15 protein-coding genes are annotated in these 20,052 nt (G+C 58.6%); 8 read left to right on the forward strand and 7 right to left on the reverse strand.

Going from position 1 to position 20,052, the window contains the following annotated elements:
• Positions 1-489 precede the first annotated feature (489 nt).
• Positions 490-1,092, forward strand: a complete 603-nt coding sequence (gene pdxH / locus J3U88_RS11905; RefSeq protein ID WP_207858981.1) for a pyridoxamine 5'-phosphate oxidase — start codon at positions 490-492, stop codon at positions 1,090-1,092.
• 19 nt (positions 1,093-1,111) lie between these two features.
• Here the strand turns inward: pdxH and J3U88_RS11910 are convergent, their stop codons facing one another.
• Complete coding sequence (locus J3U88_RS11910) at positions 1,112-1,612, reverse strand: cereblon family protein (RefSeq protein ID WP_207858982.1); 501 nt, start codon at positions 1,610-1,612, stop codon at positions 1,112-1,114.
• Positions 1,613-1,894: 282 nt separating this feature from the next.
• Here J3U88_RS11910 and J3U88_RS11915 point away from each other — a divergent pair, with 282 nt between their 5' ends.
• The 3 genes from J3U88_RS11915 (at position 1,895) to J3U88_RS11925 (ending at position 5,146) form a co-directional block, all read left to right on the forward strand.
• A complete protein-coding gene (locus tag J3U88_RS11915) occupies positions 1,895-3,097 on the forward strand; it encodes a glycosyltransferase (RefSeq protein ID WP_207858983.1) in 1,203 nt (400 codons plus the stop codon).
• Between the two features lie 32 nt (positions 3,098-3,129).
• The gene (gene rarD, locus J3U88_RS11920; RefSeq protein WP_207858984.1) at positions 3,130-4,053 is read left to right on the forward strand and encodes an EamA family transporter RarD; all 924 of its coding nucleotides are present in this window, start codon (positions 3,130-3,132) and stop codon (positions 4,051-4,053) included.
• A 145-nt stretch (positions 4,054-4,198) separates the two neighbouring features.
• A complete protein-coding gene (locus J3U88_RS11925) occupies positions 4,199-5,146 on the forward strand; it encodes a hypothetical protein (RefSeq protein ID WP_207858985.1) in 948 nt (315 codons plus the stop codon).
• Between the two features lie 341 nt (positions 5,147-5,487).
• On the opposite strand, the gene J3U88_RS11930 is transcribed toward J3U88_RS11925, so the two are convergent.
• Positions 5,488-6,228, reverse strand: coding sequence for a TSUP family transporter (locus J3U88_RS11930; RefSeq protein ID WP_207858986.1), 741 nt, complete (start codon positions 6,226-6,228; stop codon positions 5,488-5,490).
• 306 nt (positions 6,229-6,534) lie between these two features.
• Between J3U88_RS11930 and J3U88_RS11935 the strand changes: the two genes are divergently transcribed.
• Positions 6,535-7,419, forward strand: a complete 885-nt coding sequence (locus tag J3U88_RS11935; RefSeq protein ID WP_207858987.1) for a LysR substrate-binding domain-containing protein — start codon at positions 6,535-6,537, stop codon at positions 7,417-7,419.
• A gap of 12 nt (positions 7,420-7,431) precedes the next feature.
• On the opposite strand, the gene J3U88_RS11940 is transcribed toward J3U88_RS11935, so the two are convergent.
• The 5 genes from J3U88_RS11940 to J3U88_RS11960 all read right to left on the reverse strand — a co-directional run bounded on the left by J3U88_RS11940 (position 7,432) and on the right by J3U88_RS11960 (position 12,710).
• A complete protein-coding gene (locus J3U88_RS11940; RefSeq protein WP_207858988.1) occupies positions 7,432-8,253 on the reverse strand; it encodes a response regulator in 822 nt (273 codons plus the stop codon).
• Positions 8,250-9,530: a hybrid sensor histidine kinase/response regulator gene (locus tag J3U88_RS11945; protein ID WP_207858989.1), complete on the reverse strand. Its 1,281-nt coding sequence runs from the start codon at positions 9,528-9,530 to the stop codon at positions 8,250-8,252. Before J3U88_RS11945 ends, J3U88_RS11940 begins: the two co-directional genes overlap by 4 nt.
• 43 nt (positions 9,531-9,573) lie before the next feature.
• Entirely contained in the window at positions 9,574-10,032 is a 459-nt protein-coding gene (gene tsaE, locus J3U88_RS11950) for a tRNA (adenosine(37)-N6)-threonylcarbamoyltransferase complex ATPase subunit type 1 TsaE (protein ID WP_207858990.1), read from the reverse strand.
• A 352-nt stretch (positions 10,033-10,384) separates the two neighbouring features.
• Complete coding sequence (locus tag J3U88_RS11955) at positions 10,385-11,827, reverse strand: NAD(P)H-hydrate dehydratase (RefSeq protein ID WP_207858991.1); 1,443 nt, start codon at positions 11,825-11,827, stop codon at positions 10,385-10,387.
• A 22-nt stretch (positions 11,828-11,849) separates the two neighbouring features.
• On the reverse strand, positions 11,850-12,710 hold the full coding sequence (locus J3U88_RS11960; RefSeq protein WP_207858992.1) for a hypothetical protein: 861 nt from the start codon (positions 12,708-12,710) through the stop codon (positions 11,850-11,852).
• Positions 12,711-13,570: 860 nt separating this feature from the next.
• Between J3U88_RS11960 and J3U88_RS11965 the strand changes: the two genes are divergently transcribed.
• The 3 genes from J3U88_RS11965 (at position 13,571) to J3U88_RS11975 (ending at position 19,938) form a co-directional block, all read left to right on the forward strand.
• Positions 13,571-16,549 (forward strand): CehA/McbA family metallohydrolase domain-containing protein, encoded by a 2,979-nt coding sequence (locus tag J3U88_RS11965; protein ID WP_207858993.1) that lies wholly within the window; start codon positions 13,571-13,573, stop codon positions 16,547-16,549.
• Positions 16,550-16,625: 76 nt separating this feature from the next.
• Entirely contained in the window at positions 16,626-17,945 is a 1,320-nt protein-coding gene (locus J3U88_RS11970) for a saccharopine dehydrogenase C-terminal domain-containing protein (protein WP_207858994.1), read from the forward strand.
• A gap of 115 nt (positions 17,946-18,060) precedes the next feature.
• Complete coding sequence (locus J3U88_RS11975; protein WP_207858995.1) at positions 18,061-19,938, forward strand: MutS-related protein; 1,878 nt, start codon at positions 18,061-18,063, stop codon at positions 19,936-19,938.
• Positions 19,939-20,052 lie beyond the last annotated feature (114 nt).

The following is a 20,052-nucleotide window of genomic DNA, read 5'->3' on the forward strand; positions in this document are numbered from 1 at the left end:
CGGGTGCGCCTCGTGCGCGACCCCGGCCCGCTTTTTCCAAGCCATTTCGCTCCAGATCTTTAGCCAAAATCTCTCACGCTTATCGCGCCTCTTAGGTCCTAAAGTGACGGGCGCTTTTGTATTAAGTGCCTTGTCCCGCGGTATCGTTCCCTTGTGCCGGGCGGAAATTGGTGCGGGTCGGGTTGGTTGGCGGTGAACAGCCGCGCCGCAATGGTTTTCGCCGAGACCTGACTCTTGCCCGCTTGTGTCGCCGGGAGTTCAGTTTTTGATTTTAAGTCGTTGTGATTGAATTGTTTGTGTGGGTTCGTGCTTGCTGAGCAACCATGGGGCGACCGCGACCTCGTGCTGCTGTACCCCGGGTCGTCCCGCATCGTTTTCCCTTGGTCGCAACCTTCGCTTCTGCCGCGATTTCAACTCCTCGCGACGAACCCTGGTGACAAAAGCGGGTTAGAGCTATACTTGGGCATTCTCGGGTGGAGGTGACCCACGGTGGCCGATTTGCACAAACGCGATCTTCATGGCGACCCCTTTTCCGTATTTCGGCGTTGGTTCGAGGCCGCCGAGCAGAGCGGTGAACCCATGGCCAACGCCATGACCCTTGCCACCGCTTCCGCGGACGGTATGCCCTCGGCCCGCATGGTGCTGCTCAAGGGCATTGATGATCGCGGTTTCCTCTTTTACACCAATTACGAAAGCCGCAAGGCGCAAGATCTCCTGGCCAATCCCCGCGCCGCGCTTGTGTTTTGGTGGCAAATTCAGCGTCGCCAGGTGCGCATCGGTGGGTCGGTCGAGAAAATTTCCGAGGCCGAGTCCTTGGCTTATTTCCAGTCGCGCCCACGCACCAGTCAGCTCGGCGCCTGGACCTCGCCACAATCCAAAGAGATTCCCGGTCGCAATTACCTGCTCAAAAAATTCTCCGAAATGGAACGCCGCTTTGGCGAAGATCCCATTCCCTGTCCCCAGTTCTGGGGCGGTTACCGCCTGATTCCCGACCGTTTCGAGTTTTGGCAGGAGAACGAAAGCCGCCTCCACGACCGCTTCGAACTTTTGCCGGAAGACAAAACCTGGCGGATTCGCCGCCTCGGTCCCTAACCCGCGCTTCTCACAAAAGCTAATCGTCCTCTTCCTGCTCCAACGCCACCAAACGGTTTTCAATTAATCCGAAAAAGGAACCCTTGCCCGAGAACCGCCAGCCCAAGTGGTTTTGGCAATGGGTACACAGGGCAATCTGCCATCGGTAACCGGGAAACCACGTGAAGTCGTCGGAGGGGCTGCCGATGGCGATGGTGCCCGGTGCCGCGTGGAAACAGGAAACGCGAAACACCAAACCCTGGGGGTTAAAGAAGGTGTGCTGGTGTTTTTGGTTCATTTCTAAGCGGGCCTCATCGGAGGTGACCTCCGCTTTGCAAGCGGCACAGGCGATGCGCTTGCGGAAGCGTTTGTCGCGCCCCGGCACAAGGACAAGGTCCAGGTTTTCGCCCGGATCGCGTTCGGGCGTTTCCTGAAAAAACAGTGGGGTCGGCGACCCGAACCCTGCATGGGTTGTGCGTGGGAGAAAACCGGTGGCTACCCATGTTGGATAACCAAGGCAAAGTTGGGGCGATGCCTGCAAATCGGACCTCCTTCGCCGAAACTCGGCAGGTCTCCTGCTTATCGGCCGCTAAAGGCTCGGTCTTGACGGCCGATGGTGGAGCGGGTAGGAACGCGTCGGACCGCGGCGGATCGGGACGAACCGCGTCGGACCGCGGCGGACCGCGTCGGATCGGGACGAACCCGCGCTCGCGTCTCGGGAGTGCTTCAGGTATCATACCTTTTCCCGCTTGGGACCGGTCCGACTTTGGGCCGGAAGATGATCGCCGCCACACGCTGGGCGACGACCTCCAGGACCCTTTGCATGAATCCTTCGCCCGAGGCCGGTGCGCCTGAAAAAATTCGCGTGTTGCGCATTCAATCGCGCATCTGTATCGGTGGGCCCGCGCTGAACACCTTGCTGGTTAGCAGCAATTTGCCCAAGGAACGTTTCAGCGTGTTGACCGTGGGTGGTCGCCTGCTTGAAGACGAGCGAACCATGGAACCTTTCGCCCATGATCGCGGTGCGCCCATGCACTTGCTGGAGGAAATGGGGCGTTCCATTCACTGGAACGACGACCTGCGCGCTTTGCGCAAGCTGGTTAAACTGATGCGCTTGTTTCGGCCGCACATCGTGCATACCCACACCGCCAAGGCGGGCGCGCTCGGCCGGGTCGCAGCCTTTATCGCCCGCGTTCCGGTTCGCATGCACACCTTTCACGGCCACGTTTTTCACGGTTATTTCAGCCCGCTCAAAAGCAAGTTGGCGGTTCTGATCGAGCGCTGCTTGGCGATGCTTTCCCATGCAATTATCGCCATTTCTCCCCGCCAGTACGAGGACTTGGTAGACGTTTACGGCGCGGTGCCCGCCAAGAAATGCCACGTGGTGCGCCTTGGTTTCGAACTCGACAAAATCGCGGGCGGCACGCCCGGCGTGTTTCGCGACCAATGGCAGTTGGCACCGCAAACCAAATTGGTCGGCATTCTGGCGCGGCTGGTGCCCATCAAAAATCATCAACTCTTGATCGAAGCAATCGCTGTTTGGCACCGGCGTTTTCCCCATGTCGGCCCCGACCAGGTACGTTTCTTAATCATTGGTGACGGTGAGCTACGGCCACAATTGGAACGACGCGTCGCCGAGCTGGGGATCGCCGATTGGGTACTGTTCACCGGCTGGCAGCGGGATACGCCTTCGATTTACGCCGACCTGGATCTCAATGTGCTTGTGAGCAAAAACGAGGGCACGCCGGTGACCCTGATCGAAGGCCTGGCCTGCGGCATTCCGGTGCTCAGTACCGACGTGGGCGGCATCCGCGATTTCGCCGATGAATCCCACGGAACCATTGTACCCAAGGATATTTCACCCGAGGGTTTGGCCGACGCCTTGGCCGCGTTTTTAGCAGAACCATCGCGTTTGCAGCGCCTTGACGAAAGCGTAAGTCGTCGCATACGCGAAACTTTTCATGTAGATCGACTCGTAAGCGATATCGACGCGCTTTATTCGCGTTTGTTGCAAGCACGTCGCTAATCTCCGCCAGTCAACGGGCGAAGGAGGCCGGTTTGTCCCAGTCGTCAACCGATGAGCACCGCGTCGGCGCGGCTTATGCGCTTGCCGCGTTCCTGTTTTGGGGTTTCGCCGCCCTTTTCTTTAAGCTGCTGGCTACCGCGAGTGCCTTCGAAATTCTCGCCCACCGCGTCTGGTGGTCCTGTGTGCTGCTGGCCTTGCTGCTGCGTGGGATGGGCAAGCTGCGTGTCGCGCTGGCCCTTTTCCGCGACCGTCAGGCCATGGTCACCTTGTTGGCGACCGCCTTGTTGGTCGGCTCCAACTGGCTGGTGTTCATTTATTCCATTGTGGCCAACCGCGTGCTCGAAAGCAGCCTGGGCTACTTCATCAATCCGCTGGTGAACGTGTTGCTCGGGATGATGTTTTTGGGAGAACGCTTGAACCCGCGTCAGTGGTTTGCGGTGGCGGCGGCGACGGCGGGTGTCGCTTACGTCACCTGGCAGACGGGCAACCTATCCTGGATTTCCCTTACCCTGGCGGGAACCTTTGGACTTTACGGCTTGTTGCGCAAGCAAACCAAGGTGCCCGCGGTTGAGGGTTTGTTTGTGGAAACGGTGTTGTTGGGCCCGATTGCGCTGGGCGCGATTTTTTGGTTCGAGCTCAATGGGCAAGCCGCCTTTCTGCACCAGGGCCGGCTGATTGACCTCACTTTCGTGCTCACGGGTTTGGTGACGACCTTGCCTTTGTTGTGGTTTACCGCCGCCGCGCGTCGGCTCAACCTGTCGACCGTGGGTTTCTTCCAGTACATCGCCCCTTCCTGCATGTTTCTGCTGGGGGTATTTGTGTTTCACGAGCCATTTTCGCGGGTGCAGTTGGTGACCTTTTCGTTGATTTGGCTGGGATTGGTGGTCTTTTCGCTGGATTCCCTTTACCGCATGAAGAAGGCCGGCCTCAAGCCCGCGGTAACCGCGGCTAAGTGAAACATCCGGTGGCAGATAGCATTTAGCCACCGCGAGGGTGACGCACCGGACGCTTGCGCGAGCCCTGGATCGGGTATAATGCCGTTTTGCCGCCCCAACGCCCGAGTTCCGGCTTCCTTTGCGCGGCATTTTAGGAGGACCTACCATGGGTTTTTTATCCGGCAGCTTGGCCTGCACCCGTTTTAATGTGGTTTCCATTCCCGAGGAACCGAATTTCGAAGCAGCGGCCTTTCGCCTGATCCAACCTGGATCCAGCATTACCGAAAGTTCCGGCTTCGTGCCTTTTGAAATCGATGAGCCTTATGATTGGGGCGCTCAGCGTTATGCCTTCCGCGTGCGCATGGACAAAATCAACGTCGACTCGACCCTCGTTAAAGAACGCCTGCGCGAATTGATTAAGTCCGAACTGGACCGCGGCGAACGGCTCGGCCCCAAAAAGAAAAAGAAGTTAAAAGAATTGGCGGAAGACGAGATTATGGCCCGCTCCGCGCCACGTTCGAAGGTGATCGAAGGCATCATCGACGGCCCCATCCTTTACATCGGCAGCACCTCGAAAACCCACCTGGGGACCGTGCTGACCCTGCTGCAAAAGGTCGGCATTGAAGTTGAATACAAAACACCTTGGTTGGAAAAGGGTTGGGAAGAAGAGGAAAGCGACCTTGTCGACCTCAAAGAACCCGGCCAATCCCTGCACGGCAGCCGTTTCTTGAAAGAACTGTTGAATGCCGCGGATTTCATGGTGGAACCTGAAAAGGGCAGCGTTAAGTTGGCGACCCACTCTAACGCCAAGGTGACCTTGACCGGCGAAGTGTTGGGCGAGTTGGACCACTACCTCGAGGAAGGCGCCGAGATGTTGGCCGCCAAGATGATTTACGGCGAACTCGCGTTTTCCTTTGACGCTTTGGCCTACCGTTTGAACGGACTCAAGTTGCAGTCGGTCAAAGGGGATCATTGGACGGAAACCCTCGACGAGCGCATGGAATACCTGAAAGGTATGTGGGAAGTCCTCGACGAGCAGTTCGAGAAGCTGATGGTTCAGAATGCGCCCGGCGGTGTCGCTGCCGAGCCGCAACCCGTCGGCGGCGCCTCATAAAAAAAATGCCGGCTTAACCCGAAATGCCGACAAGGTGTTCTGCAGCGAAGCGGAAACCCCGCGGGCATTTCGGGTGGCACTCACATTGCGCACCTGACTTCAACGTCTTGCGACGGATGCTGGTAAGCAATGCGGGCCAAGCCGGCATTTGATGGAGGTTGTGACGGTTGGTTGAGGAAAACGACGCTGACGGGTTGGTTCGGCGTTGTTTGCACCGGCGCGGATGCTTGCGGGTCCGCGGCGCCAGGTCGCAGGATGTTCAACCGTCACATTAGGGAACACGTCCGTTCGCGGGATTATTTCCTTTTCTTTTGCGCCTTTGTTCGCTGCTGTGACCCGCCTCACGCCATGATTTGCAGGCCGCGATAGAGGTACACCGAGCCGACCACCAGCAAGGTGCTGGTGCACAACCCGCGGAAATGCTGCTCTGGCAAGCGTTCCAGCACGTGGCGGCCCAGCCAGGTGCCCAAGATGCTCGTTGTTAGGATGATCAGGACCAGGTTGAGGTTGAGGGCGGCGCTTTCCTCCATCGCCATAAAAAGCGGGCCGTAGTACGCGATTTTGACCAAGTGCCCGGCGGATTGGGTCACCGACTTGGTGGCCACCACCGAAAAGCGATCCAGGCTACCGCGAATGAAAAAGATGTCGAGCAGCGGGCCGGAGATGCCGGCGGTGAGCTGTGCGAAGGTGACCACAAAGCCACAGGCCAGCGCGTCTTTGTTGCGCGCAAAGTCAAAGCGCGGCAACTTGGGGATCAGGTTGAGAAAAGGAATGGCGCCCAGCAGCAGGAACAGTTGGTACTTGGCCAACACTATTTGGGCGGCGAGGAGAATCGCCGTGCTGACCGACATGCCGAGCGTGTACCAACCGATACCGCGCCAATAAATGTGGCGCCACAGCAGGAAACCGCGAAAGCTGTTGGCACATAGTTGGGTCATGCCGTGAACGACCATGGCGCCCGCGACCGGAAAAATCCAGGCGTAAATACCCATCATGATCATGCCGCCACCCATGCCGAGCGCGGCCGAAACAAAGCTGGTCAGTAAAACAGAAACACCGGTAATGAGGGCGATACTCGCCATAGATTCCTCGCATCAGGGCGGCAGGCAGCCGTCGGCAGGGGAACCGATTCGGTTCCGCGCCGCGTTGCCGCGCAATTGGGGGATCGCTTTTTGTCTGAAGGGGTGAGGCGATCCAAAACGTGGGGGAGGGTCGCGTTGAAGCGGTGCTCGCGTACAACTGGATAAAATAAAGACCCTTGCGGAAGACTGACACCCGCGCGGCGTCCTCTTGGCGGGTGATGCGCTTAGTCTGCCCGAATTTGATTGATGCGACTAGCGATTTGATTGCATACAATAAATTCCATTAAGGAATGAATGGAGGGGCCCGTGATTACCCTAGTAGAGGCCTTGCTCGCCTTGGCCGAGCACGAAACCATGAGCAAGGCGGCGTTGCGTTTGCGGGTAACCCAATCGGCGGTAAGCAAACGCATCGCCGCCTTGGAGCGCGAACTCGGTCAAAAGTTAGTGGAGCCGGACGGCCGCCGCGTACGGCTCACGCCCTTTGCGGTACGGCTCTTGGCGCGGGTGCGGCCCCTGGTGGGTGATCTGCGCGATGCGCTTTACGGTGAATCGGCGGCGATCCAAGGCGAGCTGGTGGTGGCGGTGAGCGAATCGATTCTGGCCTCTTGGGGGCCGAGCCTGTTTGTTGCCTGCTTGGCGCGTTTGCCCGAGGTACGGCTTTCGCTGAACGCGCACTCCGGTCCCATGGCGGTGGAACGGGTTCGGGCCGGCGAGGCGATGTTGGCTTTGGTGGCGGGGCTTGATCGCGATGCGCTTACCACGCGTCATGTTTTGGAGGAGCCGATGGTGGTGATTCCCTCGGGGCTCCAGCCCCTGACGCTCGCCAATCGTTTGGCGGTACGCACCATCGAAAGTCATTCCGAAACCTGGCGGTGCTTGTCGTTGCGGCTGCCGCGCCTTTACAAGGACCACGACTTCACCTTGGAAGTCAACGCGACCTTGCAAACCTTTACCGGCATTGCACAAATGGCGGTGGCCGGTCTCGGCCACGGTTTGGTGCCGCTCGGCGTGGCGCGTTTGCTCGGGGTGCCGGACGAACAACTGGTGCGGCTGCCGGGGCCGACCTTAACCCGACCGGTGAGCTGGGTGATGCGCGCCAATACAGCGGCGCGACCTCTGGTCAAAAGGTTCCTTGAGGTGTTTGCCGAAGAGGCGGAACCCATCAAGGAAAGCTTTGAACAGGCGGAATAAGAAGGTTGGCGGTTAAATCGTCCCTTCGGCTTGGCCTTCGTCCTTTTTGCCTTCCTTGCGCAGCTTCTTCATGATGTTCATGACGCTTTTGGCGGTAAAGGGTTTTTGCAAAACGGCGGTGACGCGATCCCGGTCGATTTTTTCGAGATTCAGACCGGTGATGAAATAAGTCGGAACGGAATACCCTTCCTTGCGCAGCCAGGCGACAAAGTCGAAGCCGGATTCTTTGGGCATCATGATGTCGCAGAAAATGAGATCGGGAATGCCGCGACCGCGGATCATGCGGCGGCCTTCTTCGACGGAGGTGGCGCGGATAAAGTCGGCGCCCATGCTTTTGACAATAATGCTGAGCATGTCGAGGATTTGGTCCTCGTCGTCAATGGCGAGGACTTTCATACCGACACAGCGGTGGACCGTTTTGATCTCGCGCTGAGGCTTTTCGCCGAACACGTGCAGATTCTCGCGAATTAAGGCGGCCTCGATTTCTTTTTTGAGCTCTTTGTTGAACTTGCGCAGGGCGAGTAGCTTTTCGTGGCCGGGCACGTTTGGCGGCAAGTTGAAGTGGGAATCGTGGGCGTCCACATAAAACACGGGGTGCCCCTGGTCCTGATCAATGAGAAACGCCAGCTTCATATGAGGGTAGGCATGGTTGCCGAGCCGCAAATGATACCGTCCGTTCTCTTTTTCCAAACGTGACCACGCCAGGAGTTCGTCCTTGGTCGCCAGGGATGCCAGTGAATCGGACATTTCCTGGATCGCGGAAGGGACGCCTTTTGGGTAGGCGTGCTTCAGAAACACCTGGGTGGCTAGTTGCACCATCTGATTGAGGTTCATTCTTGTGTAACCACTGGAAGGTAAAAAGTAAAGGAGCTACCTTGATTGAGACCGGAGCTTGAAGCCTCTATCTTACCACCAAGTTCGTTTAAAATCCCCTTACAAAGTGCCAAACCCACTCCAATCCCTCGTGTCATAAACTCAAACTGTCCCGTTTTATGGTAGTTAACGTTGGTGACCTGGTAGAATTCATCGAAAATTTTGTCAAGATCTTCTTCTTTTAAGCCAATGCCGGTATCGCGGATCTCGAACCAAACGCGATCTGCTTCGATCCACGTTTTTACCAGAATCTTGCCTTGGTCGGGTGTAAAACAAATCGCATTTTTGAGCAAGTTACTCAAAACTTGGTCAATCAGGTTTCGGTCGCCTTTGATAATCGGCGGTGTCTCGGTTAATTCCATGCTGAACTCAAGCCGGCGCAGCTTCATGAAAAAGGACATCCCTTCCTGCACGGTGATAAAGGCTTCGTTCAGGTCAATCTCGGCCAGCTTCATGGGGAACTTTTTCAGGGCCAAGCGGGTTAGGTCGGTAATTTTGGTAATGAGTTCGCTCATTTTTTCGAGGTTGGCTTGGGAAATTTGCAGGACGCGGTCGGCGTCGGGGTTGAGTTCGCCAAGCATGCCTTCCAACAAAACGTCGATGTAGCCGGAGGCGATGGAGAGCGGCGTGCGCAGTTCGTGTGAGGTGATGCCGACGATGTTTTCCTTGAGTCGGGTCAAACGCTGCAATTCGAGGTTCCAGTTTTGGCTCTGCTCGTAGGCGTGCTGCAGTTCTTCTTTGCTTTGGCGCAATTCGAGGTTGGTGCGTTCCAGTTCCTCGATTTTGGCTTGGAGCTTGTTGACCAGGGTGACGTTGAAGTCGCGCAAGATGCGGGTTTTGTTGTGGGAAGCGGGTTTTTCCCGCTCGCCGTCCAGATAGCGATGGACCTGATCGGAGAAGGTGCGCGCGTTGATGGGTTTCTCGATGTACCCGTCACAGCCCGCGACCAGGGCTTGATCGCGGTCGCGTTGGGAGGTTTTTGAGGTCAATGCGATGATGGGGATATCGGCAAGGCCCGGCACCGATTTGATTTTGGTGGCCGCGCCCAGGCCGTCGATGTGGGGCAGTTCCAAATCCATCAGGATCAGGTCGGGTCGGAGATCCATGGCTTGTTTGATGCCTTGAATGCCGTCAAACGCGGAGGACAACTTAAAGCCGGCCGGTTCAAGGATTTTCTTGATCAGGCGCTGGTTAAATTCGTTGTCCTCGATGTACAAGATGTGGGGCGTTTTTTCCATGTGTGTACCCTGACGCGAGGTTGCGTGGCGCCTGGAAATGTCCCTAAACCGTTTGGATTGCGTTTTGGGGAAGTTTCAAAATTCGAATGTCGCGGATAGACGGTCGGCTCTGTTCGATTTTAATCAAAAAGTGGACTTTGGTTAATCCATAATCCGCTAATCGTTCAGGCCATTCGATAAAGGTGAGTGTGTCGCTTGCGAGAATTCCGTCTAAGTCAATGCTTTCCAGTGCTTCAGGGCCTTCGAGTCGGTAGAGGTCGATGTGGTCGATTCCCGGGCCGATGGGGTAATGGTTGACGATGGTATAGGTCGGTGAATCCACTTCCCAGGCTTTGTCCGGTTCGAGGCCTTCGCAGAAGCCGCGCACGAAGGTGGTTTTCCCCGCGCCGAGATCGCCCTGTAGCAGAATCACTTGGCCGGCGCTAACCTCGGCGGCGAAAAGCGCGGCGACGGCGCGGGTTTCCGCATCGTTTTTGGTTTGTTTGACAAAGGGAAAAATCATGAAGGTTGGTCCTAGCCCGGGTTTCTCACAAGGAATTCTACTACGGGGCAACCCATGCGATGACGAGGGGGCGGCCATCCGCATGACTCGGTCGATCCGCCTTCGCCTCAGCTGCTACGCCGATGTCGTCTCTCGGTCGTCATCTTCGTCCTCACAAGGCTTTCAGTTTCTCGTGACGAATCCTTGTGAGAAATGCGGGCTAGGCGCGGCGATGGATTTGACGCATCTTGTCGATGCCTGCATCCTACCGATAACCGCCCCGACCGCAAAGCATAATTTGGCCGATCTGGGGGGTCGGGAACGATTGGGGCCGGGGTTGTCATTTGGGAAACCCGTGGTGGTGTCCCTGGGTTCAAAACCGCAGGTCGTCGATGATGTCTTCCGCGGTCATGCTGTAGTCGCGGTAATGCTGGACCCAGCGGTCTGCCGCGAGGCCGTGGCGCAGGGTCGCCGAAAGGACCGCGTCAGCCATCGGGACACCGTTGGCGAGCATGGCGCCGATCATACCGCTGAGCACGTCGCCGCTGCCCGCGGTGGCCAGAGCCGCGTTGCCGCTGCCGCAGATGAAGATGTCGCCGTGGGGCGCGCGAATCAGGGTGCGGTAGCCCTTGAGCACGATCCAGCCGCCGGGGTAGGCTTCGGCGAGGGCGTGGACGGCCGCGAGGCGATCCGCCTGGACCTGGGCCGCGCGAATGCCGAGCAGTTCGGCCGCTTCGCCGGGATGCGGGGTCATGACCCATTCGGCGCCCATCGCGCCGCGACCGTCGGGCAAAAGCGCCAATCCGTCCGCATCCCAAACCACCCGTTGCGCGCTGAGCGCCCAAGCGGCGAGGGCCTCGGTGACGCGGTCACCGCGCGACAGACCGGGACCGATGACCAAGGCTTGGTAGCTTTGCGTGCCTGGGCCGGCGAAGATGTCGCCGGCCATCAGCGAGCCGAGCGACAGTAAGGTTTCCGGGGCGTCGTTGAACAGGCGGACCTTGCCGGCCCCGAAGCGCAGGGCCGCGCGTCCGGCCAAAAATGCCGCGCCTTGCATACCGCGAAAACCGCCGAGTACGGCCAAGCTTCCGTAACTGCCTTTGTGGCTGATATTGGGCCGGCGCGGACGGTCGACATCGGCGGGTTCCAGCAAGAAGTGCCCGATTTTTTGGGATTCGCTGAACTGGATGCCGATTTCGTGCAGGCAAATTTGGCCGCATTGGGCGTTTGCCGGGGTGACCACGTGCGCGAGCTTGAGCCGTTGGAAGGTGACGGTGAGATCGGCCTGAACGGCGGGGCCGTCGATTCGCCCGTGGTCCCCGCTCAGACCGGAGGGAATGTCTACCGCCATGATGTTCGCGTTGGCCGCGTTGGCTTTTTCGACCAGTGTTGCGTAGCGGCCGTCCAGGGGGCGGCTCAAGCCGGTGCCGAACAAGCTGTCCACCAGCCAGGTGACCTCGGGCTCGATATCCGTTCGGAACCTGGGGTTGGGTGCTTCGAACGCGGCCCCGCATGCGATCAGGCGGCGCATGTTCTCCGCGCTGTCGCCGCGGAAGGCGTCCGGTTCACAGGTGAGCCGTGCCCTGACCGAGACACCCCGTTCGTGGAGCAGGCGCGTGATCGCCAAGCCGTCGCCGCCGTTGTTGCCCGGCCCTACCAGGACGAGGACGTGGTCTTGGTCGGTCAGGCGTGCGCCGAGCTCTTGCACGCAACTCTGCGCCGCTTGCTCCATCAGGGTAAGTCCGGGAACACCTAACTCGTGGATGGTGTAGTGGTCGGCCGCCGCCATTTGGGCCGCTGTTACCAATGCCTGCATGATGGGGACTCCGTGTTTGGTGTTACTTTTTCTTTTTTGCGAACAGCGGGGTCAGGGTGTAGCTGCCGTTGGTCACGATTTTGTGGCTGAAATAGGAACGGCCGCCCTCCACATCACTTTCGGGGACCATGGGGTCGACGATCTCTACCTCGGGCGTGAAGGCGCCTTCCACGGGTTTTTTCTTGTGTTTGACGGTGATGGAGAACTTCAAGGGCAGGGAGAACTTGTTGCGGTAGGTGGCCACCTTTTGAACCGCCGCGTATTCGGTTGGTGACGGGTCACGTTCTTCAATGGAAACGGAGCGGGCGTCGCCCCAAAATTCCAGGTTGAGATCGCCTTCAATCACGATTTCCCCTTTTTTCTTCATCTGCCCGCTGGACGAAAAACGCACCTCGCCGATATCAAACCCGCTGCGGTTAAAGGCTTGGTTTTGGTCGTACACGATTTCGGTTTCGCGCTTTTCCATCACCTTGACCAGTTCTTGGGTGGTGATGTTGGTTTTTTCAATCGTTCGTTCCTCGCGGTATTGGTAGCGCTTCTCAAACAGCAGCCGTTGTTTCCCATCGAAGCTGTTGGTAATCAGCATGCTGGTTTCGCCCAAATCGTTGATCTGAAATTGGAGGGTGACATCGACATCCACTTTAAAATCACTTTTTTCCTTAAAAAAGGCCACGGGTACCTTGGCGCCGCCCAGATCTTCCATCCGGGTTGCCGAGTACTGGCTGAACAAGGGTCCGTCAATGGTGATGGTCACGTTGCCTTCCCAGAGTGCGCCGTCCAGGGGCGCGAACGCAATGGCGTTTTCGGAGAGGGGTTCGGAGGCGGAAAGGGTGACGCACCCCAGCAAGAACATAAAAAGGGTGAAAACTCGGGGGTGAAGCATACAGGGACTCCTTGGGGTAAGACGTCGTCTCTTCGAAAAGGGAGATGCGGGGGTCGTGTGCCGATTCTACCGCGAAGTCTCCCCGCGATGCAGGGGGAAATCTGGGCGCGGCAAGGCGCGTGGACGGGGGGTGTTGTCTCATTAAGTAGACGCCCGGTCGGTTCGGGCTCAGGTGCCTCCAACGCGGGCGCGGCTTGCGTTTTGCGCTTTTCTCGCGGGAACCACGAGGAATTCACTGAAGGTGCGTGCATTATCCGGGAGCGACCGTTGGGGTACAAACGAGCTAGCTCACGCAATCTTTTCCGCGGTGGGTGCCGATGCGGCGTGGGTCGCGCCAAAAACGGCGTTTCCTCCAAGCCTGATGGTGGGTGAAGGTGATGCCTCGCCGGCCCGTGTAAATGAAAAAAGCTTCGGTGGGGTAGTTAAGATATTGAATATAATGATGTTGTCTTGTTGTTTTTTGTACCGCACAGGGCGCCGCGGCGTTTGGCACTGTTCTTGTTACTATCGCCGCCGGAATCGTCGCCGTGGTTATTGTCAGGGAACGCCCCACCCGGGTGGTGTCTTGCTTCGTTGCTTGAATACAGGCTTCAATTGACAGTTACTCGGTGCGTTTCCTAAGATGTTCAGTTCGGCTGCGCCGCAACGGTCGCGCCGAACACGGCCCACAAGGTGCCCCGGAACGGTTTTTTTGTTGCCGTGGTGTGGTCCCGGCCACGCCGGGGGACGCCGCTGATACCGGGACAGCCCAGTTTATTCGGCTCTTTTGGGGAGCGTGCTTTTTACGCACCGCTTTCCCCACGATTCGCTAGGGAGGATCGCCTCTTATGTACCTCAGGCATGCCCGTTTTTTATGGATCATGACAGCTTTAATCGCCGTCGGTTGTTACCGAGAATCCGGCGAAGACGTGCTTCCGGTCACTGCAACCCGGATTACCAATGATGTTCGGGACCAGTTACCGACCGGCAAAGAAAGTTCGGGCAGAATCGGCGACTACCTGCTATCCAACGCTCAAATCATGGCGGTTGTGAACGGTTCGGTCGATGGTTCGACCCGCGACCATTACCTGGCCCAAAGCGGTGGGGCCGTGCTTGACTTCACCACCGTGACCTTGGGTGCCGACCGCCGTTTTCGGTCATTTGACGACGACGGCCTGCACCTGCTCACCCAAACCGTGAACATGAGCCGGAACACACCGATCGGCTACGAGCGCATCGAAATCGTGCGCGACGGCGAGAGCAACGCGGCGTTGCGTTTGACCGGTTATGTCTACGATGCCGACGGCTCCCTGGCCGCATCAGGCGTGTCGGTCGACAGCCGAGGCCGCGTTAACGGGGTTCAGGTTCAAACCACCTACAGCTTGCCCGACCGCCGCGGCGACGATCCCGGTTTTACCGGTGACGAAGACGGCAACCGCACCGGCGGCAATGATTTACCCGACGAGCTCGGTGTCGTGAATGAAAACGACAACGTGCGTTTTATGATCGTGACCACCCAGGTCGTGAACAACAGCGGTTCCGAGTTGCCCATTTTCACGGTCAACGATGTGATGGTCCACGACAACCAAGGCCTTTCGCCTTTTGTGCCTTATCCCGACTGGGGTCATGAGGTGCCCGAGGTTGATGAACGGCAGCAGCGTTACGCGTACCCGCACTACGTGCAATTGATTCCTACCGCACAGTTTACCGCTGCTTATACCATTTTCGACGACCTTACCGGGGTGGTGATGGCCGAGCAGGAGACCCTGCCGGAAGAGCGTTTGTCCTACACTTACGTTGGCCGTTCCGCCCTGCCCACGGGGACGTTGGCGCCCGGCGCACAGTACACCTACATCCGCAAAATGGCGGCCTTTAACAACACCACGCCCCTGGGCGTGAACAACGCCGCCATCCTCGAATTGGGCCACCAGCCGCCCGCGAGCAGCCCCATGCACCAAATCGGCGGGCTTTCCTTTGTTTTGGGTTCGCGCAGTGCGCCCGGCGGTCGCTGGACGCTTTCCTACATCAACCAATCCGTGAGCTACTTCAACGGTCAGGCCTACGTGCCCCTGGAAGCGGGTCGCACCTACCCTTACGCCGGCGAACTGTCCATGCCGTCCAACGCGCGCCTGGTTCAATTGCCCGCCGGTCAGATTGCTTTTAGCGCGGAACCCATTAACAACGAACCCTTTTACACCGAGCTTGTAACCGAGGCGTCCCGCGATGACGAAGGCAACATCATCACCGACGAGGACAACAACGTCGTCACCCAAGAGAACCCAATCATCATCACCGCCGGCGAGCAGCGCAACCTGCCCGCGATTCAAGTGGCCGAGAACACCCACGTCAGTTTGGGTCTGAACTTGGCTACCACAAATCAACGTGAGTTGTTGGGTCGTACGACCTTCACCAAAGCGGACGGTTCCCTGGACTTCACCCTCGGCCTGTTGCCGCGCGTGAATGACGGCAACAAGGTGTTGCTGACGATTACCCGTGAGTTGACCACCTTCATCCCACTCGGGACCTACAACGTTTACATGAGCCACGGGCCGTTGCACAACGTCAACATGGCCACCGTAACCGCCCAGGAAAATGTGGACGACGACGGCAACAGTTCTTTTGCCGCCGACCCGAGTGTCTTGAGCTACGAGATGGCGCCCGTCATTGAGTTTCCCGGTTATTTCGCCGCCGATTTTGACAGCCGCACCACCCTCGACCGCATTGGTTTGATGGAAGCCGGTGATTCAATTGCCCACGGCTTTGCCGAGGACCTCGACGTCATCTTCTTCCCCGATACCGACGTGGTGTCGCCCACTGAACTGCTATTCCGTACCCAGGGCATTTTGTTCGGCGCTTTCGATACCCAAGACAACGAAAACGACGTCGACAGCTTGTTTGACGAAATCATCGCCACCCGCGCCACCGCGACCTTGGGTCGTGACACCGAGGGGCCTTGGGGCCGTTTCGCCTTGTTGAGCCTGCCGCGTGAAGACCAGCAGACCGACATCATCGTGCCGCCTTTCGAACGCACGCCAAATGCCTACTTCGACAGCGTGCGCGATCAAATCCCCGGTGCCTTGATCCAAGTGGTGCGACCGCGCAACACCGACCAAACCGAGGGGGGATACTTCACCGCCTTGGCCACCCGCGCCGGTTTGCCTTTGGATCAGCCGATCCCGGTGAACAGCCCCGTGTTTGAGGCGACCGCCGGTTCCGGTTCCGCCACCCGCGCCGTCGACTTTGACCTGTTGCAAGTTCTCGCGGGTAACCGTTACGACGAGTACCTGTTGACGCGTGCGGATTGGTTTAACCTGTTGGAATCCGGGACCTTCAAACCCGCAACCGGTGGCTCTTCGGCCGGGCGCTTGCGCGATTTGCCGATGGGTGCCGTGCGCACCTGGGTCGCCGTTGAGAATACCGCGCATCGCGACAACGATTTGGTTGAGTTCTGGACCAACGCCGCCGCCGGTCGCAGCTTTGTCTCCAACGGGCCGCTGATTGAAGCCGATGTCAACGGCGCATCCTTCGGCCAAGACACCAATGTCAGCGGCAACCAGGTGACCTTAAACCTGAAGATCACCGCCGCGCCGTGGATACCCGTGCGCGAGGTTCGCGTAATCGTCAACGGCGTTGCCCAAGACGTCAACGTGGCACTCAGCAACGAGGGCACCGTGCGTTTCGACGGCCAGGTGACCCTTGAACTGGACGGCAGCCGCCGCCACTGGATCGTGGTGGAAGCCGGCGCCGCGATGAGCGAGCTGGCCAACCCCACGCCCGCGGCCGAGCCCGGTGTCTACGGCATCGTGCAACCCGGTCACCTGCCGCTGGCGTTTGGCAACCCGATCTTTGTGCAAAACTAAACGCGCGATTTTTTGAGATCGTGAACATCATGGATGACGAGCCTTGTGCTCGTCGTCTTTCTTTACGGGGGGACTCTTGAAAAGCGTACTGGTTCTCGGCGCGGGCATGGTCTCGCGCCCCTTGGTTGATTACCTTTTGGATGCGGGTTATGCCGTGACCTTGTGTGACCGTTTTGAGGCGCAGGCCCAGGCCGTCACCGCCGGGCGGCCCAACACCACCGCACTGCAACTGGAAAGCAGCGAAACCGACCGGATCACCGAGCTGGTCGGCCGACACGATTTGGTCGTCAGCTTGCTGCCGCCCGCGCTGCACATTGGTGTCGCTCGGATTGCCTTGGCCGCCGGCAAACATTTTCTGACCGCGTCCTATTTGTCCGACGCCATGAAGGCCTTGGAAGACGAGGTCAAAGCCAAGGATTTGGTGTTTCTCAACGAAATTGGTTTGGATCCCGGCTTGGATCACATGACCACCATGGAAATCATCGATTTGGCCGCGGCCGAGGGTTACGACATCGTTTCCTACGAATCCCATTGCGGCGGCTTGCCCAGTAAAAAAGCCGCCAACAACCCGCTGCGCTACAAGTTCAGTTGGTCACCCGCCGGCGTGTTGGGCGCCTTGCAGCGGCCTTCCAAGTTCCGCCGCGACGGGGATGTTCAGGAAGTGCCCGGCAGCGATATGCTGGCCCATGCCGAGGTGTTGCACATTCCCGGCGTCGGCGTGTATGAGTCCACGCCCAACGCCGATTCCTTGTTCTACGGTGACAGTTACGGCCTCGACAAGGCGCAAACCTTGCGGCGCGGTACCTTGCGTTACCCCGGTTGGGCGTCGTTCTGGCGTTTTATGCTGGCGCACAACCTGACCAACCGCGACAATGCTTTGCGCTTCGACGGCGAACCCGCGGGCAAGGCGTTAACCGTGCTGGCCGGTCTGCCCGCCGGCACCGAACTGACCGCCCTGGTTCACGAACACGCGCCCCAACATGCCTCGGTTTTTATCGAGATTTTGGCGAGCCTTGGTTTGCTCGACCCCGATGTCCAGCTCACCGGTGAGTACACCGCCTTCGACATTTTGTTGGAACGCGCGCTGGCGACCTGCCAATTCGATGCCGACGAGGCCGATTTGGTCGTGCTGCATCACGAGTTTATCGTCGAAAAAGACGGCAAGCGCGAGCGCTGGACCTCGTCCTTGGTTCAGGAAGGGATCCCCGCCGAACAGAAAACGGCCATGGCGCTGACCGTCGGGATTCCTACCGCGATTTCGGCGCATCTCGTGCTGCAGGAGCAGTTCCCACAACGGGGCGTGCTGATTCCGATTGCCCGTGAAATTTACCAACCGATCCTTGCCGAAATGGGTCGCCTTGGTTTTCACCATCAAGTAAAACGGTATCCACTGTAATCCGAGCGCCACGCTTGGGTACCGCCCGCCTCACGGCGGGCGTTTTTGATTGAGACGCGGGTTCGCCCACGAGGCGCAAAACCCTTGTGAGCCACGCGGGGAAGGGGATTGGCTTATGGCTTGGACACCGGAGCAAGTGATTACACGGCGCATCGCGGTTTACCGCGCGCGTGAGGCACGCATTCAGGCGCGCATCAATCTACTGGCCTTGGTTCGCATCGCCGTTTTTTTGGTGATGGTGGTCGGCGGCGCTTTGCTTTTTTCGCCCGCCGTTCGCTGGCTGGGATTGCTTGCCTTTTTTGTTTCCGCCGGCGCCTTTCTCGCGCTGATGGTGGTTCATGATCGCTGTTACCGCTTCCGGGAAAACTGCCGTTTCAACCTGCGTGAGGCGGAAAACGATTTGGCCCGCGTTACCGGTCGTTTGGCCGATGTCAACGTAACCCAGCCAATCGCTTTTCCACCCGATCACCCCTTTGCCGGCGACCTGGATTTCACCACCCCGTTTTCCGTGCTCAAGCTGATCGACAACTGTTTCCACCAGCGCACCAAGGCGCTGTTGCGCGCTTGGATTGACGGCCACGACGACGCCGCCACCATCGCCGCCCGTCAGGCCGCCGTGGCGGACCTCGCCCCGCGCAAACGCATGCGCGCCCGCCTCAGCTTGGCAGCCTGGCTGGACTCGCGGCCCGACCTTGACCCCGCTGATTTGGCGGCTTGGTTGCGGGAGCCGGAACCCTGGACCTTGTCTCTGCCCGCGTACCTGTTTGGTCGGCTTTCCGCCGCCGCCGCGCTTGGCTACTTCGCGCTGCTGTTTGTGGTTAATTCACCCGCGCTGGTTGGACCCGGCGACGCCTTGTTCGCCTGGAAGGCGACCCTGGATTCACTGTTCCTGCCCGTCATCGGTTGGCAGGTCGCCGTGTTCGCCTTTTTCGACTTTTTCCAGCGGCGTTTCTACGCCGCGTTCATGCAGCGGGGCCGCACCATCACCGCCGTGTGTGGGGTGATGAGCCAATTCGAACGCCTGCGACCCGAGGCACCCTTGCTCAAGGAAATTCACGCCGGCTTATCGCTCTCCGGCCAAAGCGCCACCGAGCGCTTGAACCAGTTATTGGTGATTAACGAACGCTTGCAATACCGCGCCAACGGCTTTGCCCATGTGCTGCTGAATGTCCTGTTCTTGTGGGACCAGCACCAACTGCGCCGGCTTGCCGGATGGCGGCGACATCACGGTCAGGCGCTGCCCACCTGGGGCGAACAGGTGTTTCCCATTGAAGCGCTATCCGCCTTGGCCAATTTTCACTACCTGTTCCCGGAGTACCCGTTCCCCAAGGTGATCGACGCCGATGCGGTGCATATCGATGCGGTGAACCTGGCGCATCCCGGCATTGCCGCCGCGTCACGGGTCGGCAATGATTACCAACTGCTCGGCAACGGCTTGCTGCACCTTGTGACCGGTTCCAACATGTCCGGCAAAAGTACCTTCCTGCGCACCTGCGGTGTGAACCTGGTGCTGGCTCGGCTCGGCGCGCCGGTGTGTGCCGAATCACTGACGTGTAATGTGCCGCGCATCTGGACCAGTATTCGCATTCAAGATTCTTTGGCGGACGGCGTTTCCTACTTCTATGCCGAGGTCAAACGCATTAAGTTGATTCTGGACGAGATCGCGCGCGACACCGCGCCCGCTTTTTACCTTTTGGACGAAATCCTCAAGGGTACCAACAGCCGTGAACGCCTGATTGCCTGTCGCGCCATGGTGGACTTCCTGATTCATCACAAGGCCTCGGGTTTGATTACCACCCACGACCTTGAGCTGATCTCCCTTGAGGGCGAGTACCAGGGCGAAATTCTCAATTACCACTTTCAGGAACACATTGAGGATGAGGAGATGTTTTTCGATTACCGCCTCAAACGGGGTCGCTTGACCTCGACCAATGCCTTGCGGGTGTTGCGGTTCGCCCAGGTGCCGCTTGAATTTGAGCGCTTCGAAAAATAATCTGTTTTCTCTGGGAATCGTCGACCATGGGTGCGGTCATCACCGTGTAATCCAATAGGGCGCGTGGTCTGTGTTATGCTGGGCGCCAAACTAGCCCGCATTTCTCACAAGGAT

It is taken from the genome of Acanthopleuribacter pedis (assembly GCF_017377855.1).
Lineage (GTDB): Bacteria > Acidobacteriota > Holophagae > Acanthopleuribacterales > Acanthopleuribacteraceae > Acanthopleuribacter > Acanthopleuribacter pedis.